The sequence below is a fragment of the Mesorhizobium sp. LNJC405B00 genome, assembly GCF_000502615.1.
In the GTDB taxonomy this organism is placed as follows: Bacteria; Pseudomonadota; Alphaproteobacteria; order Rhizobiales; family Rhizobiaceae; genus Mesorhizobium.
On record NZ_AYWC01000022.1, the window covers coordinates 57,386 to 80,935 of the forward strand.

Annotated in this window: 22 protein-coding genes; 11 read left to right on the plus strand and 11 right to left on the minus strand. The window is 63.7% G+C overall.

The features are described from left to right. Nucleotides 1–99 precede the first annotated feature (99 nt). Entirely contained in the window at nucleotides 100–1,029 is a 930-nt protein-coding gene (rarD, locus tag X756_RS139280; protein WP_023673577.1) for an EamA family transporter RarD, read from the plus strand. A gap of 11 nt (nucleotides 1,030–1,040) precedes the next feature. Continuing rightward, nucleotides 1,041–1,727: a glutathione S-transferase family protein gene (locus X756_RS139275; protein WP_023698660.1), complete on the plus strand. Its 687-nt coding sequence runs from the start codon at nucleotides 1,041–1,043 to the stop codon at nucleotides 1,725–1,727. Nucleotides 1,728–1,793: 66 nt separating this feature from the next. Here the strand turns inward: X756_RS139275 and X756_RS139270 are convergent, their stop codons facing one another. The 4 genes from X756_RS139270 to X756_RS139255 form a co-directional block, all read right to left on the minus strand. Continuing rightward, the gene (locus X756_RS139270; protein ID WP_023673579.1) at nucleotides 1,794–2,786 is read right to left on the minus strand and encodes a transporter; all 993 of its coding nucleotides are present in this window, start codon (nucleotides 2,784–2,786) and stop codon (nucleotides 1,794–1,796) included. Nucleotides 2,787–2,944: 158 nt separating this feature from the next. After that, the gene (locus X756_RS139265) at nucleotides 2,945–4,249 is read right to left on the minus strand and encodes a sulfotransferase (protein ID WP_023731440.1); all 1,305 of its coding nucleotides are present in this window, start codon (nucleotides 4,247–4,249) and stop codon (nucleotides 2,945–2,947) included. A 121-nt stretch (nucleotides 4,250–4,370) separates the two neighbouring features. Further along, nucleotides 4,371–4,646 (minus strand): hypothetical protein, encoded by a 276-nt coding sequence (locus tag X756_RS1000000169000; RefSeq protein ID WP_023731441.1) that lies wholly within the window; start codon nucleotides 4,644–4,646, stop codon nucleotides 4,371–4,373. Further along, entirely contained in the window at nucleotides 4,633–5,244 is a 612-nt protein-coding gene (locus X756_RS139255) for a TIGR00730 family Rossman fold protein (protein WP_023673582.1), read from the minus strand. Before X756_RS139255 ends, X756_RS1000000169000 begins: the two co-directional genes overlap by 14 nt. 125 nt (nucleotides 5,245–5,369) lie before the next feature. Here X756_RS139255 and X756_RS139250 point away from each other — a divergent pair, with 125 nt between their 5' ends. From X756_RS139250 to X756_RS139235, 4 genes are all read left to right on the plus strand, one after another. Next, the gene (locus tag X756_RS139250) at nucleotides 5,370–7,004 is read left to right on the plus strand and encodes a LysM peptidoglycan-binding domain-containing protein (protein WP_023731442.1); all 1,635 of its coding nucleotides are present in this window, start codon (nucleotides 5,370–5,372) and stop codon (nucleotides 7,002–7,004) included. A gap of 230 nt (nucleotides 7,005–7,234) precedes the next feature. Then, a complete protein-coding gene (locus X756_RS139245) occupies nucleotides 7,235–7,570 on the plus strand; it encodes a metalloregulator ArsR/SmtB family transcription factor (RefSeq protein ID WP_023731444.1) in 336 nt (111 codons plus the stop codon). 24 nt (nucleotides 7,571–7,594) lie between these two features. Continuing rightward, nucleotides 7,595–9,475 (plus strand): ABC transporter ATP-binding protein/permease, encoded by a 1,881-nt coding sequence (locus X756_RS139240; protein ID WP_023693985.1) that lies wholly within the window; start codon nucleotides 7,595–7,597, stop codon nucleotides 9,473–9,475. A 282-nt stretch (nucleotides 9,476–9,757) separates the two neighbouring features. Continuing rightward, complete coding sequence (locus X756_RS139235) at nucleotides 9,758–10,093, plus strand: antibiotic biosynthesis monooxygenase (RefSeq protein WP_023685667.1); 336 nt, start codon at nucleotides 9,758–9,760, stop codon at nucleotides 10,091–10,093. On the opposite strand, the gene X756_RS139230 is transcribed toward X756_RS139235, so the two are convergent. Then, nucleotides 10,072–10,962, minus strand: a complete 891-nt coding sequence (locus tag X756_RS139230; RefSeq protein WP_032999640.1) for an SMP-30/gluconolactonase/LRE family protein — start codon at nucleotides 10,960–10,962, stop codon at nucleotides 10,072–10,074. The two genes, X756_RS139235 and X756_RS139230, sit on opposite strands and share 22 nt — an antisense overlap. 225 nt (nucleotides 10,963–11,187) lie before the next feature. Between X756_RS139230 and X756_RS139225 the strand changes: the two genes are divergently transcribed. From X756_RS139225 to X756_RS139210, 3 genes are all read left to right on the plus strand, one after another. After that, nucleotides 11,188–12,447, plus strand: coding sequence for a DUF4375 domain-containing protein (locus X756_RS139225; protein WP_023731446.1), 1,260 nt, complete (start codon nucleotides 11,188–11,190; stop codon nucleotides 12,445–12,447). Nucleotides 12,448–13,422: 975 nt separating this feature from the next. Further along, nucleotides 13,423–14,205 carry a phosphatidylserine decarboxylase gene (locus tag X756_RS139215; protein WP_280790543.1) on the plus strand — a complete coding sequence of 261 codons (783 nt, stop codon included), beginning with the start codon at nucleotides 13,423–13,425 and terminating at the stop codon, nucleotides 14,203–14,205. A 3-nt stretch (nucleotides 14,206–14,208) separates the two neighbouring features. Beyond that, the gene (locus X756_RS139210; protein ID WP_023731448.1) at nucleotides 14,209–15,024 is read left to right on the plus strand and encodes a phosphatidylcholine/phosphatidylserine synthase; all 816 of its coding nucleotides are present in this window, start codon (nucleotides 14,209–14,211) and stop codon (nucleotides 15,022–15,024) included. Nucleotides 15,025–15,184: 160 nt separating this feature from the next. Here the strand turns inward: X756_RS139210 and X756_RS139205 are convergent, their stop codons facing one another. After that, a complete protein-coding gene (locus tag X756_RS139205; RefSeq protein ID WP_023731449.1) occupies nucleotides 15,185–17,407 on the minus strand; it encodes an AMP-binding protein in 2,223 nt (740 codons plus the stop codon). 293 nt (nucleotides 17,408–17,700) lie between these two features. Next, nucleotides 17,701–18,108 carry a 4-oxalocrotonate tautomerase family protein gene (locus X756_RS139200; protein ID WP_023731450.1) on the minus strand — a complete coding sequence of 136 codons (408 nt, stop codon included), beginning with the start codon at nucleotides 18,106–18,108 and terminating at the stop codon, nucleotides 17,701–17,703. A gap of 101 nt (nucleotides 18,109–18,209) precedes the next feature. Here X756_RS139200 and X756_RS139195 point away from each other — a divergent pair, with 101 nt between their 5' ends. Further along, nucleotides 18,210–19,073: a LysR substrate-binding domain-containing protein gene (locus X756_RS139195; RefSeq protein ID WP_023731451.1), complete on the plus strand. Its 864-nt coding sequence runs from the start codon at nucleotides 18,210–18,212 to the stop codon at nucleotides 19,071–19,073. Between the two features lie 134 nt (nucleotides 19,074–19,207). On the opposite strand, the gene X756_RS139190 is transcribed toward X756_RS139195, so the two are convergent. The 4 genes from X756_RS139190 to X756_RS01000000166075 all read right to left on the minus strand — a co-directional run bounded on the left by X756_RS139190 (nucleotide 19,208) and on the right by X756_RS01000000166075 (nucleotide 22,668). Continuing rightward, the gene (locus X756_RS139190; RefSeq protein ID WP_023689124.1) at nucleotides 19,208–20,116 is read right to left on the minus strand and encodes a DMT family transporter; all 909 of its coding nucleotides are present in this window, start codon (nucleotides 20,114–20,116) and stop codon (nucleotides 19,208–19,210) included. A gap of 52 nt (nucleotides 20,117–20,168) precedes the next feature. Beyond that, complete coding sequence (locus X756_RS139185) at nucleotides 20,169–21,056, minus strand: DMT family transporter (RefSeq protein ID WP_023731452.1); 888 nt, start codon at nucleotides 21,054–21,056, stop codon at nucleotides 20,169–20,171. 149 nt (nucleotides 21,057–21,205) lie between these two features. Further along, entirely contained in the window at nucleotides 21,206–21,403 is a 198-nt protein-coding gene (locus tag X756_RS1000000170120) for a hypothetical protein (protein ID WP_245264583.1), read from the minus strand. Beyond that, nucleotides 21,400–22,668, minus strand: coding sequence for an alpha/beta hydrolase (locus X756_RS01000000166075; protein ID WP_245264584.1), 1,269 nt, complete (start codon nucleotides 22,666–22,668; stop codon nucleotides 21,400–21,402). Before X756_RS01000000166075 ends, X756_RS1000000170120 begins: the two co-directional genes overlap by 4 nt. A gap of 288 nt (nucleotides 22,669–22,956) precedes the next feature. Between X756_RS01000000166075 and X756_RS139180 the strand changes: the two genes are divergently transcribed. Next, complete coding sequence (locus X756_RS139180; RefSeq protein ID WP_023731453.1) at nucleotides 22,957–23,463, plus strand: OsmC family protein; 507 nt, start codon at nucleotides 22,957–22,959, stop codon at nucleotides 23,461–23,463. The last annotated feature ends 87 nt before the right edge of the window (nucleotides 23,464–23,550 follow it).

The following is a 23,550-nucleotide window of genomic DNA, read 5'->3' on the forward strand; positions in this document are numbered from 1 at the left end:
GAGGAACTGGCGCCGCCCCTTGAGCCATCAGCGGAAGTCCATTGATCCATCATAATTTTGCGATGGTTTTGGATGGCCCACTGGGCCATAGCGTTTGCCATGGCCAGCGACACGATCCAGCCCGACGCCGACTCCAAAGCCCGCAGCGGCTTTCTCCTCGCGCTCGGCGCTTATCTGCTATGGGGCCTGTTGCCCTTCTACATGAAGGCGGTTGCGCATCTGCCGCTGATCGAGGTGATCGCCCACCGCATCGTCTGGTCGGTGCCGATTGCTGCTGCAGTGCTGGTCTGGGCCGGCCGCACAGCCGATTTCAAGGCGGCGATCCGCTCGCCGCGCAGCATCGCCATGGCGGCGCTGACGGCGACCCTGATCTCCGTCAACTGGGCCATCTATGTCTGGGCGATCTCGGTCGACCGCACCGTCGAGACCGCGCTCGGATACTACATCAACCCATTAGTTAGCATCGTCGTCGGCGCGTTGTTGCTCGGCGAGAAGCTCGACCGGCTGCAGATCGCGGCCGTGTTGCTGGCGGCGGTCGCAGTTGCCGTTCTGACCGTCGATGCCGGCAAATTGCCTTGGGTGTCGTTGGCGCTGGCGTTTTCCTTCGCTGCCTATGGGTTCTTCCGCAAGACGCTGCCGATCGGCCCGAGCCAGGGCTTTCTGCTCGAAGTGCTTTTGCTGTCGGTGCCGGCGCTTGCCTACATCGTCTTCCTGGTCGTCAACGGCCAGGACCATTTCATCTCCAGCAACGGCACCGATATGGCTTTGCTCATCGGCTGCGGCCCAGTCACCTCGGTGCCGCTGCTTCTGTTCGCCTTCGGCGCCAAGCTTCTGCGCCTCTCCACCATCGGCATCATGCAGTACATCGCACCGACCATGGTGTTCCTGATAGCCGTGCTGATTTTCGACGAGCCGTTCGGCACCACGCAAGCAATTGCCTTCGCGCTGATCTGGGCGGCATTGGCGATGTATTCCTGGTCGATGTTTCGTGGCCGTGAAATCCGCCCGGTGGCGTTGGCCCCGAAGTAGGGAGCCTTTCGATGTACGTGCTGCATATCGCCAACAAGAACTATTCGTCATGGTCGCTGCGGCCATGGGTGCTGATGCGCACCCTCGACATTCCGTTCGAGGAGCAATTGACGCCGTTTCCGACCGGGCCCAGTTTCGATCTCTACCGGGCGTTCTCGCCCAGCGGGCGCGTGCCTTGCCTGGTGGATGACGGCTGGGCTGTCTGGGATTCGCTGGCTATTGCCGAGTATCTCGCCGAGCGCCACCATGGTGTGTGGCCTGCCGAGGCCAAGGCGCGAGCCTGGGCGCGCTCGGCCGCCGCCGAAATGCATTCTGGTTTCACGGCCTTGCGCGGCGCATGCCCGATGAATTGCGGCTTGCGGGTGAAACCGTTGCCGATGTCGGACGCGCTGAAGCAGGATCTGTTCCGTTTGGGCGATCTCTGGAACGATGGCCTTGCCCTGTTCGGCGGGCCGTTCCTTGCCGGCGGCCATTTTACCGCCGTCGACGCCTTCTTTGCTCCGGTGGCGTTCCGTGTGCTATCCTATGGGCTGTCTTTCGAAGGGGCAGCTGCAGCCTATCCCCCGCAATTGCTTGGCCTGCCGGCCATGCATGAATGGTATGCGGCGGGTCTCGCCGAGACCTGGCGGGAGCCGGACCATGAGGCGGAGGTCGCTGCCGCCGGCACCATCGTCGAGGATCTTCGCGCTACGGCGTGATGGGCATTCCAGGAAAAGCGCGTCGCGTTCCCTTGGGAATTGCGTGAAAACAAAGGGGTCGGGGCGTTACGTCCGCCCGAGCCGCCTTACGAACATGTAGGTCGCCGCGGCGATCACGATCGAAACCGCCGAGACCACCCAGAAGCCCATCGGCGTATTGACCATGGGCAGGCCACCGACATTCATGCCGAACAGGCCTGATATGATGGTCATCGGCAACAGCACCGCCGTCATCACCGACAGCACATAGAGCAGCTGGTTGGACTGCATTGTCAGCTTGGCCATCAACTCGTCCTGCAGCAACCTTGCGCGTGCCTGCAACTGCTCGCCGTCGTGATAGAGCGTGTGTGCCCGGTGCGAGAGCCTTGTCGCCATGTCATTGATCCGATCGGGCAGCTCATTGCGATGCGAATGGTCGAGATGGCGAAAAAGGTTTGTGAGCGTCGCCATCTGCCGGTGGATGACCACCAGTTGACGGCGCGCCTCGACCAGCGACTGCCGCTCGCCGTGCCAGGCATCGCGCACGATACGGTCCTCGATGCCGTCCAGCGTATCGCCAAGACCGTGGAGCTCGGCCGCCATGCCGTCGAGCGACTGGCCCATGACCGCTTCGACCAGGTCGGCGGGGGAGCGGAATTTGCGCGAGCCGCTCTCCACCGCCTTGCGGATGAGATCGACCGATTCCAGTGGCTGCTTGCGCGCGCCGATCAGCGTCTTGTCGTTGAGCGCAAAACGGAAATGGCCGAGCCCGCGCGCTTCCGCCGAATAGTCGTGGCGCAGATCCGGCAGGTCGCCATAAAGCCAGGCATCCTCGAGATCGATGTGGCAACCCTGGCTGGCGCCGAGGAAAGCTTCGCGCACCGGCCCGGGCAGAGCCTGCTCGGCGGCGATCTCATGACGGGCGCGCAGGTCGGACAGCTGGTAGCTGCGCCATGTCCATGCAACCTCGGCCGCGTCCTTGGTGCGCAGGCCCTCGGCGGTGAAATGGTAGATGAAGAACAGCCCGTGCTCGTCGGGCAGGCAAGGCGACAGGCCTTCCGCGTTGAGAGCAATGTTCACGGCTCGCCTCGCCAAGAAATTTCGACCAGGTTCAGATTTCGACTATGCCGACGCGCGGATGCCGACCCGTCCTTCGTAACACGAGTGAGGCGGGTTCCGTGTGACGGTTTCTTGACAGGCGATCACAGTTTGTCGAGCAGCGTTTAGAGTGTTTGCTGCTATCGCCGACGAATGGAGCTCACCCATCGCAACGGTCCGGTCAATCGCCAGCTGCGTGACGCAAGCGCCGCATCGCGCTCCGCCACCAGGTCGTCTCGGATCCTGGCCAGCGCGCTACGCTCGGCTACGAGGCCGTCTTGGGCCAGGGCGAGCGCGTCACGCTCCGCCATGAAGCTGTCTCGGGCTTGGATGAGGTCCTGCTGGGCGTGAGCAAGCGCATCACGCTCCGCCATGAAGCTGTCTCGGGCTTGGATGAGGTCCTGCTGGGCGTGAGCAAGCGCGTCACGCTCCGCCATGAAGCTGTCTCGGTCTCGGATGAGGGCCTGTTGGGCGTCAGCGAGGGCGTCACGCTCGACGATGCCCTTTTCCAGTTCGCCGTGTAGCCGTTTAGCGGCCAGGTTCCCTGCGGTAACGCCCTTGCCAACCACATCGCAGCTCTCATCGAACGTCGCCCGCACCCTGTCGAGCTGGTCGCGCAAGTCCTGGCTGTCGCCTTCAGACGCCATACTGCGCAAAATGGCATAGGCGCTGCGGACTAATGGCGTGGCATCCGGATGGTTTTGCAGATCAGCGACCGAGGCCCGCTGATGATGCAGGTCCTTGTCCAGGAACTCGGCGATTGCGGTGTCGGCCTGATCGGACGTGACAGGCCAGACGATTCCGGTCTCCCTGGCCGCGCGGTCCATCTGATGTCGCCAGTCGCTCAACAGGTCTTCGTGGCGCAGGATACAGCGCGGCATGTGTCGCGAATGATGCTCCGCTTCGAGCACGTGCCTGAGCCACAGCATGAACGCTGTCGGCAGTTCCATTTGATCCCGTTCCTGCAGCGAACAGGCGACTTCGAGCGGGTTGCGGACAGGCAGAAATGCGATCGGGTCAATCCTGAGATCGGCCAGGATCGAGGCTATGAAGGGGAGGAACCGGCAGATCCGCGGATCCTTGACGAAAAACAGGGGGGCATCGCCGAACTCGCTGGCAATGATCGCCGTCATCATGGGCCGAAATCGCTCGGCTGCCGGCGACTGCAGCCACTGCCGATCTAGCGGCAGCCAATCTTGCCAGGAGGAGGCGGCCGCCGTGAGCAGGTGGTCGTCGGCGATGGTGAGTGGGGTACTTTCCCAATGTCCCTTGGGATTGTGGAGGCTCCCGGGCAGCAGATGTTTCGGCGGCGTGGCTCCATGCGCGGCGACGAGGGCGCCGAGCGCCGAGGTGCCGCTGCGGTGCATTCCGAGGACCAGGATCGCCGTCCTTGGTTCCGACGCGATCTCGCCCTTCGCGGCCTTCAATCGCTCGCGCGGATTCATCTCCCCTTTGTCTCGCTCTCCAAATTTCCGTTCCCGCCCAATGTTCTCCGTTAACCAACTGCGAAGCGGGCTGCAAATGGAAATCGTCGCCAACGTGCTTACATTGCGCACAAGACGGAGCTCAAGAAAAGCTGGACAGATCGAAGTCAGCTGCCCCAACGCTACAGATCCTTGCCAAGCAGATGCAGTCGATCAGTGGCTTCGCATTGGACTTCTGCTTCTGGGCCAGGCTGGCCTTGTTGCTGTCGCCGATCCAGATGTTGCCCAGTGTTTCGTAGCCGGCAGCCTTGAGCGCCAGCACGACGCGGCGCAGTTGATGCGCCAGGCCGACGACACCAACCGGGCTCAATTCCTGGCCGCCTGCGCCAAGGCCGGCTTCGTCCTCACATCTTGTCAATTACAGACTGCACGCCTTCCGTCGGCGCATCGACCGACGACCCCGCCACCATGATGGCGGCGACGATGGCCTCGGGGTCTTCGACCACCAGCGGCTTGACCCGTTGCGCGGTGTGGATGAAGCCTTCGCTGGCCATATGGTCGAGCAGCGCCAGCATCGGATCCCAGAATCCTTGAACGTTGGCGAAGACGATCGGCTTGCGGTGATGGCCGAGCTGGCCCCAGGTCATGATCTCGACGATTTCCTCGACCGTGCCGATGCCGCCGGGCAGCGCCACAAAGGCGTCGGATTTCTCGAACATCTTGTGCTTGCGCTCGTGCATGTTGTCGGTGATCAGCAACTCGTCGAGCCGGTCAAGCGCGGTTTCGGTCGCCTCCTTGTTGATGAGGAAGCGCGGAATGATGCCCGTTACCTTGCCGCCGGCCTTGAGCGCGCCTTCGGCGACTGCGCCCATAATGCCTTTGGTGCCGCCGCCATAGACCAGCCGCAGGCCGGCTTTGGCGAGCGAGCGGCCAAGCAGGTGCCCGGCCTTGGCATAGATTTCATCGCGGCCCGGAGACGAGCCGCAATAGACGCAGACGGATCGAATCGTGTTCATTCGTGATTGGTGATTGGGTCTGAATGCGGGGTCAAGCCCCAAGGGCTGACAAGCCCGGGCTTTTTCTTGTCGGTGCCGGCAAAACACGCTAGACCGGCTTCAGGTGGCTAAGGGGTAGGGGAAATATGGCTGTTAATCCATTGAAGGCGTTTCTGTTCGCGGCCGGTGGGACCGTCGCGGTCGTCGGAACCGCCTATGTATCGGGCGCACTCGACCCGTATCTGAATCCCACGCCGCCTGCGGCGATTGCATCGCTGACGCCGCCGGCTGAAAAGCCGGCCGATCCGGGGACCGAGGGAAGGCTGCCGCCGGCGCCCNCCCCCGCCGCGCCCACCGATGCCAAGGCTCCCGCAGCACCCGCGCCTGCCGACGCAACGGCTCCCGCGACCGAAGCTGCGGCTCCGGCGGCACCTGCCGCGCCCGCTGCTGCCCCAACAACCCCAGCGCCGGCCGCGGCCGGCCCGGTTGCGCCGAGCTTCGACGTCGTGCGCGTCGAAAGCAACGGCTCGATCGTCGTTGCCGGCAATGCTGCGCCCAATTCGAAGGTCGAGATCCTCAACGGCTCCTCGGTGCTTGGCTCGACTGTCGCCGGTCCGGACGGCGCCTTCGTCATCGTTCTCGACGATCCGCTGAAGCCCGGCGACTATACGATTGGGTTGCGCGCGACGGCCGGCGATGTGGTTACCCCTTCCGTGCAGACCGCCGTCGTTTCGGTTCCCAAGGACGCCGCCGGCCAGGTGCTGGCGATGGTCGAGGAACCCGGCAAGCCGGCCGAGCTGCTTAGCGTCCCGGCGCCTGAGACCAAGCCCGCGGCACCGGCCGCCGGCGATCAGGCCGCTGCCCCAGCCGCTGAGGCGCCTGCTACGGCTGCGCCTGCCGTGGCCGCTGAAACAGCACCTGCTGCTCCGGCTGTGGAAGCCGCAACTGCCCCTGCAGCGCCAGCAGTACCTGCAGCGCCGCCGGCGGCAGGCGTGGCTGCACCCAAGATCGTCGTCGAGGCGGTCGAGATCGACGGCAACAAGATCTTCGTCGCCGGTCTGGCTGACGCCGGCCGCAAGGTGCGCGCCTATGCCAATGATATCCTGCTTGGCGATGCGGTGACCTCGCCCGACGGTCATTTCCTGGTCGAGGCGACGCGCGACATCCCGGTCGGCAGCTACACCATCCATGTCGACGGTCTCGACGCCGACGGCGTGAAGGTCGTGGCCCGCGCCGCCGTGCCGTTCGAGCGCGAACCCGGCGAAGCGATCGCCGCCGTGGCGCCCGCGGAGGCCAAGCCCACCGAGACCAAGCCCGCCGAAGCAAACCCTGCTGAGCCGGCCGCACCGGCTGCTGCCGAAGCACCGGCCGCTCCGAAGCCTGCGGCGCCAGCCACTATCGCGGCTGCCCCTGCGAAGCCCGCACCGGCTGCTGCCGCATCCGCACCAGCCGCACCGGCAGCGCCCGCCGCTGAGGCTCCAGCCGTCGTCGCGGCGGCAACGCCCGACCTGCCCGAGACGGTGGCGCCAAAGCTCGAACATGCAGACGGCGCGGTCATCATCCGCAGGCACGACACGCTGTGGCGGATCTCACGGCGCGTCTACGGTCACGGTGTGCGCTTCTCGACCATTTATCTCGCCAACCAGGACCAGATCAGCGATCCCGACCGCATCTGGCCGGGGCAGGTGTTCAAGGTTCCGGAAAAGTCCAAGGAAGGCGAAGCCGCCGACCTCAAGGCGATGGGCGAGCAGGTGACAACGGCGCCGGTGAAGACGCAGTAGCGGCCGAGCGCTTGATCTCCTCCCTTGAGGGGGAGATGGCCGGCAGGCCAGAGGGGGTCGCCGCGCATAGAACGCCGACCTTCTCTTTGCTGCAAACGACGTTGCATCAGGACGTACCGACCCCCTCTGTCGCCTTCGGCGACATCTCCCCCTCGAGGGGGGAGATTAGGTCGCTCTACCCATCGGGTTAGCTTGCCACGCACCCGTTCATCGTCTATCGCCGATGAACGATGGCAGACTCGCTCACTGAACCAGACCACGCAAACTGCGCACCGCCCCAAAGCCGCGCCGTTGCCGCTCGCTTCGCCGCACTCTCGCACCCGGCGCGCATCGAGATCCTTAGACATCTGTCGGCCAGCCGCTCCTGCTGCTGCCGTGAGGTTGTCGACCATCTCGACCTCGCGCAGTCGACGGTCTCCCAGCATCTGAAAATCCTGGTCGAAGCAGGCTTGGTCCGCTTCGAGCCCGACCGCCAGCGCTCGCGCTATCAACTCGACCGCGCCGCGCTCGCCGACGTTTCCGCATCGCTGACCGCACTCGTCAATTCCTGCTGCTCCGGCCGCTGATTTCTCACCCAAAAGGCAAGACAAGTGGCAGAAAAAACCGTTTCCGATAGCTCGACCTTCAGCACCTTGCGCAATCTGTGGCCCTATATGTGGCCGGCCGACCGCGCCGATCTCAGGGCACGCGTCACTTGGGCAACGCTGCTTCTGGTCGTTGCCAAGCTGACACTGGTTGCCGGGCCGTACTTCTTCAAATGGGCGACCGATTCTCTGGCCGGTGACGCCAAATCGCCGCCGCCGCTGCCATCCTTCCTGCTGGCGCCGGTGATGCTGGTCGTCGCCTACAATGTCGTGCGGCTGGTGCAGCTTGGCTTCAACCAGCTGCGCGACGCGCTGTTTGCCCGCGTTGGCCAATATGCGGTGCGCCAGCTCGCGTTCCGCACCTTCGTTCACATGCACCAGCTGTCGCTGCGCTTTCACCTCGAGCGCCGCACCGGCGGCCTGTCGCGCATCATCGAGCGCGGCACCAAGGGCATCGAGACGATCGTGCGCTTCATCATGCTGAACACGGCGCCGACCATCCTCGAATTCGCGCTGACCACCGGTATCTTCGCCTACACTTATGGCTGGAAATATGTGGTCGTGGTGGCGGCCACGGTGTGGCTCTACGTCTGGTTCACGGTTCGCGCCAGCGACTGGCGGATCTCGATCCGCCGCGACATGAACGACAGCGACACCGACGCCAACACCAAGGCGATCGACTCCCTGCTCAACTACGAGACGGTCAAATACTTCAACAACGAGGGTATGGAGGCTGAGCGCTTCGACCGTTCGATGGCGCGCTATGAAATGGCGGCGACCAGGATATGGACCTCGCTCGGCTGGCTGAATTTCGGCCAGGGCATCATCTTCGGTCTCGGCACCGTCATCGTCATGTGCATGTCGGCGCTGGAGGTGCAGGCCGGCACGCAGACGGTCGGCGATTTCGTCTTCATCAACGCCATGCTGATGCAGCTTGCGGTGCCGCTCAATTTCATCGGCTTCATCTACCGCGAAATCCGCCAGGGGCTGACCGACATCGAGCAGATGTTCGACCTGCTCGATGTGCCGCAGGAAATCACCGACAAGCCGGATGCCAAGCTACTCGCCGTTACAGCCGGCAAGGTCGAGTTCCGCGACGTGCATTTTGCCTATGATCCGAACCGCAAGATCCTGAAAGGTGTCTCCTTCGAGGTGCCGGCCGGCAAGACGGTCGCCATTGTCGGACCGTCCGGCGCCGGCAAGTCGACTATTTCGCGGCTGCTATTCCGCTTCTACGACGTCCAGGGCGGTCAGGTGCTGATCGACGGCCAGGATGTCAGGGATGTGACCCAGCAGAGCCTGCGCGGCGCGATCGGCATGGTGCCGCAGGACACCGTGCTGTTCAACGACACCATCGCCTACAACATCCGTTACGGTCGCATCGGTGCCAGCGAAGAGGATATGCAGAAAGCCGCCGAGCTTGCCCAGATCGGCCCGTTTATCGAACGGCTGCCGGAAGGTTATCGCTCGATGGTCGGTGAGCGCGGGCTAAAGCTGTCGGGCGGCGAAAAGCAGCGCGTGGCGATTGCCCGCACGATTTTGAAGGCGCCGCCGATCCTGATGCTCGACGAGGCGACCTCGGCGCTGGACAGCCACACCGAACAGGAAATCCAGGCCGCCCTCGACCTGGTCAGCAAGGGCCGCACCACCATCGTCATTGCGCATAGGTTGTCGACGGTGATCACCGCCGACGAGATCATCGTGCTCAAGGACGGCGAGATCGCCGAGCGCGGCACCCATGCCGAGCTGATGCAAAAGCACGGCCTCTACGCCTCGATGTGGGACCGCCAGCGCGAAGCGACGGAAGCCGAAGAGAGGCTTCGGATCGCCAGGGAGAGCGATGAGTTGGGTGTGGTTGTGCGCAGAAGGACGTCGGAGTTGAGCTAGGTGGCGGAGCGCCAATCTCCCCTTGAGGGGGAGATGTCGCCGAAGGCGACAGAGGGGTCACCGCGCGTGAAGCGCTAACCTCCATCTGTCGCAAGGGGGGCGCATCCAGTCGAACCGACCCCCTCTCGCCTGCCGGACATCTCCCCAACGAGGGGGGAGATATGCAGCGTCGTCGCCATCATCACCACCGAAAATTTCCCCTTGACCTCAACCTAAGTTGAGATCGCAAACCCGTTCCTGAGCCACCGAACCCAAGTCGTTCAAAAACGGAGATAGATTCAAATGGATAAACTTGCCGAGGCAGCCGTGTTCAGGGTCGACAAATTCGTCGTTCCTGCCGAGGCCCGTGAAGAAATCCTTCGCAAGGTCAGGGCAACGCATGAACTGCTGCGCCTGCAGCAAGGCTTCGTCCAGGATTTCGTGCTCGAGCAATTTTCGGGCCCGGGCGAGTTCAACCTGGTCACCATTGTCGAATGGGAAAACCAGGCGGCCGTCGACAATGTCGTGCCGATCGTCAAGGCAGCCCATGAGCGGGCGGGCTTCAACCCGCAGGAGACCATTGCCCGGCTGGGTGTGAAGGCCGATATCGCCAATTATCAGCGTCTGCCTGAGATGTAGGAGGGCCAGTCCGTGCCAGGTGCGGGCGCTTCGACGCTCATTGCCTGGCCGGTGCGGGCATCGCTGATCATATGTTCGAAGCCGCGCCATTGGGCGGCAACGATGAACAGCGTCTTGCCATCCAGGCCGCCGAGCATGCAGGCAAAGCAGCCGCGATCGGCATTGACGCACTGCAAGACCTCACCACCTTCGCGCACCCGCACACAGCGTTTGTTGGGAACATCCGCATACCAGGCAGTTCCTTCGGCATCGAGGCAGACGCCGTCGGGAAAGCCATCGAGATCGGCCCAGACCCGGCGGTTGGAAAGCCCGCCATCCTCCGCGATATCGAAGGCGGTCAGCCGGTTGGCATGCGACTCCGCCACGATCAGTGCCCTGTTGTCCGGCGTCACCGCCATGCCGTTGGCGAAAGCGATGTTCTCGGCCACTTGTCGAACCGAGCCGTCCGGCGTGATCAGCACGATGGTGCCGGGCCCGAAATGCTCGCTCGGTGCAGGCGCCGACCCGCCGCCATTGACATAGATGTTGCCGCGCCCGTCGACGACGATCTCGTTCCACGGGCTGTTTGACAGCGACCGAAGATCGGCATGGGTGGCCAGCGTTCCATCCGCCTCCTGCCGCAGCAACAAGCCATCCCGACCCGAGACGATCAGCAATCGGCCATCCGGCAACCAGTCGATCGAATAGGGCAGGATGGCCGGCACGGTGAGCATCACCTGGTTCCCGCCGTCCTCATCCACCGCGACGATCTCTCCGGTTCCCCAGTTGCAGAGCCACAGGCGTCCGTCGTGCCAGCGGGGAGACTCTCCGAAAGCGAGGCCTTCTGTAATGACCTTGGCGTTCAGGGCGACTGATTTCGAGGATGGCATCTCTGACCCTGGTTTGTCGACTCGCCGCAATTCGGCATTGTCGCGAAGCGCTTTCCTGCCAAGGACGTATGAATCTGTGGCGCCCCGACATGACCGTCGACAATTCGGCAAACCATCGTGCGAATGCCTCTGGATCAGAGTGCCTTTAATCCTTGAGGGCAGCTGATATTGTCGCGTCGGAAATAACCCGTTCGCGCAAGTTTTGCGACCAAGAGAGTATTTTCGATGTTCGGTTTCTTTTCCCGCAAATCCAAGAAAACGCCCGAGAAGTCGGCATCAGATTCTGGAAAGCAGTTGGAATTCGGCCTGCCGTTGCCAGTCGTCGTACTTCGTTCGAACGTCGAGGATCCTGATGAAGAGCCGTTTTTTCTCGTCTTCGCTGTCATGCAATTCGTCACAGCGATGGTTTCCAAAGGACTCTATCGTTATCCCGAAATCGACACCAAGGCGATGCAGGTCCTTCATGCCGACTCGTACTCTTCGGAGGTAAAGAACGGCGGCCATAGTCAATTCATCCACAATGCCGGGCAGGAAATCGGCGCCATGATTGCCAACGCACGAGCTGGACTCACTGCTTGTGGCGCAAAGGGCCAGCTTGCGACTTTGGAAAAGATGTCCAGCTGGATTGCAGACCATCCCAACGAAGCCGCCCAGCAGACGGGCTTCGAGGGCGGGCGGGATGATTTTCTCGATACACTTGATCATGCGTTCTACGTTGCGGATGAGGCCGCGCCCATGGAAAACCTTTTGGCGCGCTGGATCGCGTCATGGCCTGATCTGCAAGTTGTCGATAGTGACGATTACGACGACGTCATACACCGGCTGGTGATGGCCAATCCGAAGCGCGAAGGCAGGCTTCTTCATAAGTCCGTTGGCAACTTGGCAGGCCAGATGATCTTGAGCTGGCGCGATGTCGGGGCCGGCCTTGCCTGCGCCAAGATCGCGCCGCCCGAGATCAAAATCGCGTTCGGCATGGCAAGGATGCTGAACATAGAAGGAGAGAAACAGCTGGTTTTTCAACTTCAGACCAGCGCGAAGAAGACCCGACTATGCAGTGCGACGGAGACACACGTCACGGTCTACGAGTACATCGCTCCAGAAGAGTTGCTTGTCATACCGCCAGGCGAGAGCCCGCTAGCGGCTAACGCCCCGAAAGTTGGCGCCAAGCTTGGCATTGCTGAAGAGCCCGAGATCACAGCGGTCATTGAGCTGGCGGAACAATACCATGCTCCCGCCGCCGTCGACCTCCTGCTCCGCAAGGCAGGCTTCGACCCGACGGATGCCATCGTTTCTGCGAATTCGGTGGTGCAGAAGGAGGAAGGAGCAATCGTGAATTGGGTGGTGCTGGCATCAGGCCAAGTCTTCCTTTTCCAATCGTTGCGGAACGGCGGTGTGCTCTTGCGCGGTAAGGATGATGAAAGCCTCGCTGAGGCCGCTATGGCCGAGCTCAATGCCCACTTTGATCGCTCCGCTGCGGCGGGTTAGCGACAGCAAGCCTACTTTTTCTCAGTCAGGAAGAACGTGCCATCGGCATGGCCGTTGGCACCGCATGACAGGGGCTCCGACCTGCCATCCTTGCCGGCGCCGCTCTGCTCGACGACAAGCGCATCGCCGTCGCGTCGGAAGGTAAAGACAAAACCGGTTGGGTTGTCGTTGTCGACGGCACGGTCGACCAGCCGCAGAGTGTTGCGCTCCTCGACCGTGCCGTCGATCTCGCATGACCCACTTTCCGAGACTGGATTGGAAACGACATCTTCCGAGATTTCGACCTTGCCTCCGCCAACAGCCTTGATGTCGACGCTGCCGCGCACGCTGCTCCATGTGCCGATCAAACCTGCATCGGGGGGCTTGCGTATGCCGGACAGGAAGGTTGCGGGGTCGCGCAGGAATTCGCCGAGATCGAAAGTCTGTTGGTCCTTGGGCGAACTTTCGTTGAAGCCGGCGATCTGGTCGCGATACGCGATGAAATCGCTTTGGTCGTCCCGCAGCGCCTTGCCGGCATGAGCATCGAGCCTCTTCAGCAGCGCGGTATAATTCAGATCGGAAGAGCACACGTCTGAACTNATGAAATCGCTTTGGTCGTCCCGCAGCGCCTTGCCGGCATGAGCATCGAGCCTCTTCAGCAGCGCGGTATAATTCTTCGCGACGTCGGCATCGGCTTGCGCCAGGACCGGATCGGCGCAAATGGCCTTTTCCGCCACGCTGGCGGCCTTGGCGCAGTCGAAGGATGGCTTGCCTTGCGCAACTGCGTGGTCGCTCGCTGCCACAAGTACGGTCAAAACGGCACCCACGGCTGACGATCGTATGGCAACAAGATACGTTTTGCCTGAATTTGGCGCCATGGCAGTCGGCCTTTTCGCCGCACGTTCAGCCGGCGTTGGCTCGAATTCTGGCGGCAAAGCAGCCGACAGGCAAGCACGTCACCGTTCCTGCCGGCTGCGGACGATGCGGCCTTGCCCAATGTTGCGTTGCGGCAGCGGAGCCTTTCCGGTATTGAGGCCGGACCTGAAACAGGGACCGCCCCCATCCCATGAGCCCCATCCGATGAGCCTTGTCGATTCGATCAAGAATGCCTTCGTTCCGATCCATCGCGAGGGCTATCCGTTCATTGCCGCCTTTGGTGCGGGCACGCTGTTCCTCGGCTATTTCTCCTCGGTGCTGTTCTGGATCGGCCTGATCCTGACCGCCTGGTGCGTCTATTTCTTCCGTGACCCCGAGCGTGTCACCCCGGTCGATGACAGGCTGGTGGTCAGTCCCGCCGACGGCGTCATCTCGGCGGTCGGCCCGGCCGTGCCGCCGCGCGAGCTTGGCCTCGGCAACACCGAGATGACCCGCATCTCGGTGTTCATGAACGTCTTTTCCTGCCATGTGAACCGCGCTCCGGTGCGCGGCCGCATCACCAAAATCGAGCACCGGCCGGGCAAGTTCCTCAATGCCGAACTCGACAAGGCAAGCTCGGAGAACGAGCGCAACGGGCTGGTCATAGACAGTCCCAACGGCATCGTTGTCGCCGTGCAGATTGCCGGCCTAGTGGCGCGCCGCATCGTCTGCTGGGCCGAGACCGGCGGCTCCATTGCCGTCGGCGAACGCTTTGGCCTGATCCGCTTCGGCTCGCGCGTCGATGTCTTCCTGCCGTCGACCGCGGTGCCGCGCGTCGCCGTCGGCCAGACGGCGGTCGGCGGCGAAACCGTGCTCGCCGAATTCGGCGGCGTCGCCGCAACCCCGCTCGTCAGGATTTCGTAAGCGGTGGGCGCGCCGTTCAAAAAGTTCGAGGCCCATGGCAGCGGCGGCCCGCGCATCCGCGAAATTCCGATGCGCATGGTGCTGCCTAATCTGGTCACCGTGCTTGCCATCTGCGCCGGCCTGTCCGGCATCCGCTTCGGCTTCGAGGGCCGTTTCGAGCCGGCCGTGGTGATGGTGCTGCTCGCCGCCTTCCTGGACGGCATAGACGGGCGCCTGGCGCGCATGTTGAAGGCGACATCCAAATTCGGCGCGCAGATGGATTCGCTGGCCGACATCGTCAATTTCGGCGTCGCGCCGGCACTGGTGCTCTACGCCTTCCTGCTCGACCGCGCCGGCTCCTTCGGCTGGATCGCAGCCCTTCTGTTCACCATCGCCTGTGGCCTGCGGCTGGCGCGCTTCAACGTGCTCGACGAAGACCATGACCGGCCGATCTGGCAGAGCGAATACTTCGTCGGCGTGCCGGCACCGGCCGGCGCCGTGCTGGTTATGCTGCCGCTCTATCTGTCCTTCCTGCGGCTCGGTCTCGAGCCGGACCGCCTGACGGCATTCGTCGCCACCGGCTTCACTGCGCTGGTCGCTTTCCTGCTGGTCAGCCGGCTGCCGGTCTATTCCGGCAAAAGCCTGAAAGTGCCGGGCGACAAGGTGCTGCCGATCATCCTGGCGGTCGTTCTCTACGTCCTGCTGTTGATGACCTATCCCTGGTACACGCTGACCGCCTCTGTCGCAGGCTATCTCATCTTCCTGCCTTTCAGCGTGCGGGCGTATTCGAAGCGCGCCAAGCGCGAGGGCGAAAAAGTGCCGCCGTCGGATATTGGGTAGTTGTTATCTCCCCCCTTGAGGGGGAGATGTCGCCGAAGGCGACAGAGGGGGTCGGTACGCCCCGGACGCGACCTCGTTTGAGCGAAGAGGACGTCGGCGCTTCACGCGAGGCGACCCCCTCTGGCCTGCCGGCCATCTCCCCCTCAAGGAGGGAGATACGCTAAGCCGCCAGGCCCAGCCCCAGCTTCTCGATCGCCAGGTTCCGCGTCGAGACATAATCCGTCTTACCGGAACCCAGCACCGGGATCTCCTCGACCTTGACGATGTCGTTGGGCACCATCAGTTCGGCCGCACCTGCCTTCTTGCCGAAGGCGCGCAGTTCTTCCGGATCGGCGTCGTCGGCGGTGGTGACCAGCACGATGCGCTCGCCGCGCCTCTTGTCCGGCACCGCCACCGCGGCGTGGCGCTCTTCCGGCCACAGCGACTGCACCAGCATCTCGACGGCGCCCAACGACACCATCTCGCCAGCGATCTTGGCGAAGCGTTTTGCCCGGCCGCGAATGGTGATGAAGCCTTCGCGGTCGACCGAGACGATGTCGCCGGTGTCGTGCCAGCCGTCCAGCGGCTGCAATTCGCCGGGCCGGTCAGCGGTCATGTAGCCCATCATCAAATTCGGCCCGTCGAGCCACAGGCGGCCGGCACCCTCGATACCCTCGACCAGTTCGAGCTTCATGCGCATCGCCGGCAACAGCCGTCCGACCGTGCCGTCGCGACCATGGATGGCGGTGTTGACGGCGACGACGGGAGCGGCCTCCGTCAGCCCGAACCCCTCGATGATCGAGGCATCGAAGCGCTCGCGATAAACGCGCCGCGTCTCCGGCTTCACCGCTTCCGCGCCGGCGACGACGAAGCGCAGGCTGGAGAAATCGCCATCCTTGGCGGTGCGGGCATAGTTGGCGAGGAAAGTGTCGGTGCCGAACATGATGGTCGGCTTCACCTTGCGAGCGATCTCCGGGATGATCTTGTAGTGCAGCGGTGACGGGTAGAGGAACAGTTTCACCCCGGTCACCAGCGGCAGGATGGTACCGCCGGTCAGGCCGAAAGAGTGAAAAACCGGCAGCACGTTGAGCAGGATGTCGGACGGCGAAATGGTAATGCGCGCCTCGGCCTGCATGGCGTTGGCGTGGAGATTGCGGTGCGACAGCACCACGGCCTTGGGCGTGCCTTCCGAGCCTGAGGTGAACAGGATTGCGGCGGGCTTGGCCGCATCCTGCCGCTGCAGCGGGAATCGCCAGAGCACCGCTGCTGCGAGCTTTTCCAGCGTCGTGACGCTTGCGCGCACATCCTCGAGCCACAGCATTTTGGCGCCGCCGGCCTCGATCGCGGCGATGATGTCGGCAAGCGCCGCCTTCTCGACGAACGCGCGCGAGGAAACCACCGTTCGGATGACTGCCGCGCGCACCGCGGCGGTTACGCTGGCCGGCCCTGCCGTGTAGTTGATCATCGCCGCTACCCGGCCGGCCGAGAGCAGGCCGACGAAGGACAGCACCACGCCATTGGCGTTGGGCAGCAAAACCCCGACCGCTTCGCCGGGCGCCGCCACCGCCTCGAAACGGCGGCCGAGCACGCGCGCGCCGATGAACATTTTTCGATAGCTGAGCGAGCCGCTGATCACATCCTCGATGATCGGGTGCGAGGCGCCGGTGCGATCCGCGGCATCGCGCATGGCCAGGAACAGGCCGCGATCGAGGTTGCTGCCATAAAGCCGCGCCTCGGCGATGCGGTCGAACAACGCATTGGTGTTGGAAGCCTGGTCGGGGTTGCGCGCCACCAGTTCGGCAATCGTCATTGGCTCCAGCACGCTGATCGAGAGTTTTGGGAACCAGTGGCGCGGCGCCCGGTTCTTTGGCGTCAAGGAAACCGGCAGGTCGCGCGAGCCGGTGACGAAGATCGGCACGATGCGGGCGTCGGCCTGCATGGCGATGCGGGTGACGGCGCGGAACAGGCGAAACGTCTTCACATCGGGCTCGACGTCATCGGGCAGATAGACGGCAAGCCGGCCTTTACCCTTCAGCACCCTGACCAGCCGCCGGCTGACGAAGAGATGCTCGGCGTTGAAGGCGATGGTGCGGCCAAGCTCGCGCCAAGGCTCCATCCAGGGCGAGCGCGCCGAGGCCTCGTCGAGAATGTGCAGCGCGTCGTCGGGCAGCAGCGACAGCATCAGCGCCGGCTCGAAGCGTGACTGGTGCGAGACCACATAGATCACCGGCGTCGGCGCGTTGCGGGCAATGCGGATGCGCCGGTCATCGATCCGGTAGGCGAGCTTGAACGGCACATAGAGTAGCGCCTGGGTAAAGCGCAGGTCGAGACGAAACGTCTCGATCGCGCCAATCAGCAGCCAGGCCAGCACGAGGCCTGCAAGCAGCGCCAGTGTCAGGATCATACCGCGTCTCTCCCAACGTTCCGATATCGCGGCTCTTCGTCCGCTTCGGGGAGAGCGTAGCGCAATGGGGGGCGAGGTCAATGCGGAAGGGACAAGCTCCCCTTCTCCCCTTGGGGAGAAGGTGGATCGGCGCGCAGCGTCGAGACGGTTGAGGGGTGTTCCAGCGGAGTGAGACGTTGAAAATCAAGACCTATCAAGCGCTTAGTTCTTGAAGATTGCCATCCTACCAACACCCCTCATCCGACCCCGCTTCGCGAGGCCACCTTCTCCCAGAAGGCCAGGCTGCCGCGCGCTCAAGCCGCCTTCAGCCGCCCGCTGATGAACCGGAACTCCTGCGACTTGCCGCCATAACCGTACGCCGCGGCCGGGACTTCATGCACGAAGGCATAGCTCTCCTCATGCACGCCACCGAGCAGCTTACCAAAGGTGTCGAAGATCGCCTTCAGATAAGCCTCCAGTTCCAGCTTGGTGTTGGTGCCGTCGACCACCTTGATGTCGAGCCAGAAAGTATTGGCGCCATGCTCGGCCAGCGACTTGCCGCCGGCGAACCAGTGCTGCGGGTCGATATAGGTGACAGCGACGGCGGTGATCGTCGGGTCCTTGCGCAGATGGGTTGCGGTCAGGCCGGTGATTTCCTTGGCGATTGTGGCGGACAGCTTGGCGTCGGGCTTACCGGTGACGCTGATGTTGATGATGGGCATTTTTCTCTCCTTCGTTTGAGCGGCGTTGGAGAGACAATGCCACCATCTTTGGGTCAAAAAAATCGAATTGTCTCGAACATAAGGTTCTGTATTATCGAAGTATGCAAGCTCTCGATCCCGATCTGCTCAAAACCTTCCTTGCCTTTGTCGAAGGCGGCTCGCTGGCTCAGGCTGCTTCTGTTGTCGGCCGCTCGCCCTCGGCGGTGACCGCGCAGATGCAGCGCCTGGAGGAGATCGTCGGCGAACCGCTGCTGGTGGCGCAGGGGCGCGGGCGCGGGCTGACGCCGGCCGGCGAGGATCTTGTCGGTCATGCCCGCCGCATTCTTGCCGTGCACAGCGAGGCCTGGTTGGCGCTCAAGGGCGCGCGTGCCGCTGGTCGCGTCGCCATCGGCACGACACAGGATTTCGCCGATAGCGGCCTGCCGGAGTTGCTGCGCGCCTTCGCGACCAGCCATCCGCGCGTCAGGGTCGAACTGCGCGTCGGCCGTTCGGCCGAGCTTGGCGAGGCGCTGCAGGCCGGGCAGCTCGATCTGGCCGTTGTCATGCGCAAGACGCCGGCCAATGACGAAGTAGGGCTGTTCAGTGAACCGATGCTGTGGCTGTGTTCGCAAAAGGGCCTTGCCGTGCGGGAAGAGGAACTGCCGCTGGCGCTGCTCGACCCCTATTGCGGCTTTCGCGAAGCAGCACTCGCGGCCCTCGATGCTGCCGGCCGCCGCTACCGCATTGCCGCCGGCAGCGCCAGCCTTGCCGGCTTGCGCACGGCGGTCAATGCCGGCATCGCGCTGACCTTGCGCACCGCCCGCTTTGCCCATTCAGGCATTGCCGAAGCACCGCGCGAATTCGCCCTGCCGCCAGTGCCGACAGCGCAATTCGCGATAAAACTCGGCCAGGGCGCCGAGCGGCCGGCGCGCGATCTTGCCATCCTGCTCAGCGACAACCTCGCCTTGCCCGGCTTTGCCGGCTGATGTCCAAAGAAAAAGCCGACCTTTACGGTCGGCTTTGAGGAGGACGGGTCGAGGGGTTTGGGGGGACTTGGGGGGTGACCCGTCGCACATAAAACTGCCTGATCCGCATGATGGTTCCATGACTTGGAAAATAATTATTGGGTTGCCGCACTTTTTCTCGCGGCCAGCCAGTCGCGCCCCGCATGGGCGAAAACCGCGCACAGTACTATGGCGCCGCCGATCAGGCTGGCGGCCGGCGCGATCTCGCCGAGGAACAGGAAGGCGAACAGGATCGCAAACGGCACTTCGGCGGCACCGAGAAGGCCGGACTCAGGCGCAGGGATCAGCCGCGAGCCTTCCGTCCACAGGATCGACGCCGCCGCAAACGATCCTCCGAAGGCGACGAGCAGCACGGCGTCGCGAGCAGAAATCGCCAGGGGGTCGGTGACGAACCAGCCGAGCACGAACAGCAGAAGCGCCGAGACTGCGCCCGCCCACACCACCGGCGTGTCGCGGAAGGCGCGCACCATGATCATGTAGAGCGCGCTGCCGGCGGTCATCAGCAGCGCGAGCCCATCGCCAAACAGATGACCGCTGCCGAAGCCGGAGCCGACCATCATCGCCACGCCGCACAGCGAAACGGCGGCGGCGGCAAGCGTCTGCGCCCGGAACGGCTCGCGCACCAGCACGAAGGCGAGCAGCGCGGTGATGAAGGGCGCGGTGGCGTAGATGACCGCGACATTGGCGACATAGGTGAATTTGAACGCCGAGATGAAGGCGATGCTGGCCGCGGCGCCCTCGAGGGCCAGCAACCAGCCGCGCCAGCCAAGCCGCAAGCTTTCCCGCCCGCCGGAGCGGCGCCGGCGCCACAGCACATAGAAGGTGATCAGGATCGCGCCGACAAAGCCGCGCCAGCAAGTGATGGTCAGCGGGTCGGCGTGGATCGATTTGGTCAGCACGCCGGTGAGGGCGAAGAAAGCCGCCGAGGCCGCCACCAGCATAATGCCGAGCGTACGCTCGGCAGCGGTATCTGTGGTGCCTGGGCCGTCGAGCGCTTCCGTCATCTCAGCAGCCTATCCGTCTTCTCCTGCCACCATGCTGTCAGCACGGGGGTACTCATAGCCGCTTGCGGAAATGCTCGTTGCCGATGATCAGCAGGCCGGCGCCGACGATCAACGCCGCCCCCAGAAACACCTCGCGACGCGGCACGTCGCCCCAGATCGCAAAGCCGAGCCCGAAGGCCCAGACCAATGAGGTGTATTCGAACGGCGCCACGATCGACACCGGCGCCCGCTTCATGCCTTCGAACAGCATAAATTGCGCCACGCCGCCGAGCGCGCCGACGCTGATCAAAAGCAGCAACTGGCGCCAGTCCGGCATCTGCCAGACCAACAGCGCCGGCACCGCGGAAAACACCAGGAAGTAGAAATTGTTGAGCACAAGCTGGATCAGCGTGCGCTCGGCCAGCGCCGTCTTGCGCAACAGCACCACGGCAATGCCCCACAGCACTGCCGCCGCCAGTACCAAGAGCATCGGCACGGACAAGCCGAGACGAGTGGGATCACAGGCGATGAAGACGCCGACGAAGCCGATGAACACCGCCAGCCAGCGCAACAGCGGCACCTTTTCGCCAAGCATCACCACCGACAGCACGGTGACGATGATCGGGGCGGCGTAATAGATGGTGGTGAGTTCGGCCAGCTGCAGGGAGCGGGCCGCGTTGTAGTAGCAGAGCCAGGCGCCGAGCGTGAAGGCGCTGCGCACCAGCATCGGCCGCACGATGGGCGAGCGCATTGTGTCGGCAAAGACGCGCGGTCCGCCGATTGCAGCACAGCCGATAAGCACAGCGATCGAGCGGAAGAACATGATCTGCCAGACGCTGATGCCGACGACCAGAAGCTTGATCGCTGCGTCCTGGGTCGAAAACAGGAAATAGGCGCAGCCGGTGAACAGGATGCCGGCAAGCACCCTTTCGCGGGTTTCCAGAATGGCAATATCGGCCATGCGGCGTGTCCGGCGCTGTCAAGAGGACGAAGAAGAAGCCTGCCCCAATCAGGCTCCCATTGCAGGCTATACGGGCGAAAGCCTGCGGGGCGCTACGCCAGTGGCAAGCTTGCGTTGGCGCAGCCTGGCCGACAGCGTGGGCACGCCGTTCACTGTGTTGCCTGGTAGAGCTCCGAAGCGGCCTCCTTCAGGGCGCGCCGGCCGCCCGGCCTGAGATACATCATGTGGCCGCCTTCGATGACGTCGAGACGGATGGGTTTTGCCCCGCCCAGCGTCGGGATCTGGCTCACCAGATAGCGTGAGGCCAGATAGGGAGTGACCAGATCGGTGTCGCCGTTGACGATCACCACGCCNCCCCGGCATAGCCTTGCCGCGAGCCGCCATAGTCCCAGGCGTGGGTCACATCGCCATTGAGCAACCTGTAGCTGACATCGGTGCGAAAATTCAGCTCGTCGCGCGCATAACCGACAAAGGCCGAGGTCAGCGCCGGCACGCTGCGGTCGAGCACCGGATCCGGGCCGGCGCTGCGGGCGCTCTCCGGGGCGATGTCGCTGGTGGCGATGGTGCCGTCATACGGGCTGAGCACTTTGCCACTGGCGCGCTGGAATTCGCGCGCGAACAGGCCGGTCGGGATGCGGGCGAAATTGCGCTGCACGAGGTCGAGCGGCAGGCCGGTGATCTCGGCCACGCGCTGGCTGGCCAGCCGCCCGCCCTGTTCCAGCCCGCCGGTCAGAGCCGTGAGGTAGTCGCCCAGCGCATACTTTTCGACCTCGGCGAGCTTTTCGCGCAGTGCTTCGCCGCTGAAGCCTTCGCTGCGCAGGCGCACCGCCGCCAGCGAGGGCAGTTCCAGCGCCCAATGCAGCGGCTGGAATTCGTCGGGCAGCACCAGCGTTAACTCCAGTGCAGGCGAGATCAGTACGATGCCGTTGGGGCTCAGGCCGACATCTTCCTGCAGGGTCCTGGCGAGAAGTGCCGCGCGGAACCCGCCATAGCTTTCGCCGGCGAGGAAGAGCGGCGATCCGGTGCGGCCGTTCTGGGCGAGATAGAGCCGGATGAAAGCGCCGATCGAACTGGCGTCCTGGCTGACGCCCCAAAAATCTTTCGTGTCCTGGCCGGGGGCCTCGCGGCTGTAGCCGGTGCCGACCGGATCGACGAAGACGAGGTCGGTCATGTCGAGCCAACTGTCGGGATTGTCGATCAGCTTTTGCGGCGGCGGCAGGAATTGGCCATCGGCGCCGGTCGCGACGACACGCGGGCCGAGTGCGCCGAGATGCAGATAGGCGGATGCCGCGCCCGGGCCGCCATTGAAGACGAAGGTGATGGGGCGAGCCTTCTCCGCGCCCGCCAGTGGCGGCAGCGTATAGGCGACATAGAAGATTTCCGCGGTGACCTCGCCCTTGCCGGATAGCAGCGACAGCGTGCCGGCCTTAGCCTGATAGTCCAGCTTGCGCCCGGCAATGGTGATTGAATGGCTGGTCGTCTGCGGTGCCGGCAGCAGCGACAGCACGCCGCCGGCAGGGGCGGGGCGCTCGGGCGTTTCGGCGAGGACTGGCTGCGCGAAGGCTGCAAGCACCAACAGGGTAAGCGAGATCAGTTTCAGCTTGAACGGCATGATGTCTCCGCGGGAATGACTCTGCTTACGTATGGCCGGGGCGGTCGAAGTCAAAGTAACTCTTCGTGAGGTAGCATTCCTTCAGCCCCCCTCTGTCCTGCCGGACATCTCCCCCACAGGGGTGGAGATTGGATGTCGCGACCGCCTTCGCTAATCGCCGGCGTAGAAAGCGCCATCGGCGAAGCTGCAGATCTCCCCCCTGTGGGGAGGTGGCCGGGCCAGAGGGGGGCGCTGTCTCGCCGGCATATCAGTGCTATCAAAGTGCGAAGGACCTGAAAGGAATGCAACATGGATGCCACCGCACTCAAAGCCATGCAGGCGCCGATCAAGGAGGCTTATCGCGACGATTCCTCGCGAGCGCTGATCACGCTTCGCGCCAAAGGCTCCATCGACGACCAGTCGATTGCCTGCAAGGTCGAGACGGGCAGGGCGCTGGCGGTCGCCGGCCTGCATCCGGCGACCGGCGGTTCCGGGCTCGAATTGTGTTCGGGCGATATGCTTTTGGAGGCGCTGGTGGCGTGCGCCGGCGTGACGCTGAAGGCAGTGGCGACGGCGCTGGAATTCAGGCTTGGCGCAGCCACCGTCGAGGCCGAAGGCGATCTCGACTTTCGCGGCACGCTGGGCGTGGCCAAGGACGCCCCCGTGGGCTTTCGCGCCATCCGGCTGAATTTCAACCTCGACACGGATGAGCCGCAGGACCGCATCGATTCGCTCATCAAGCTGACTGAACGCTATTGCGTGGTCTTCCAGACCATCAACAGCAAGCCGGAGCTGACGGTGAAGGCGCGCGCCTGATCTCCCCCCCCTTGAGGGCATAGGCGCTAAGATAGCTTTGGCATGGACTGAAACTTGCGCTTTCGTGGTGGTTCGCGCCAGCGATAT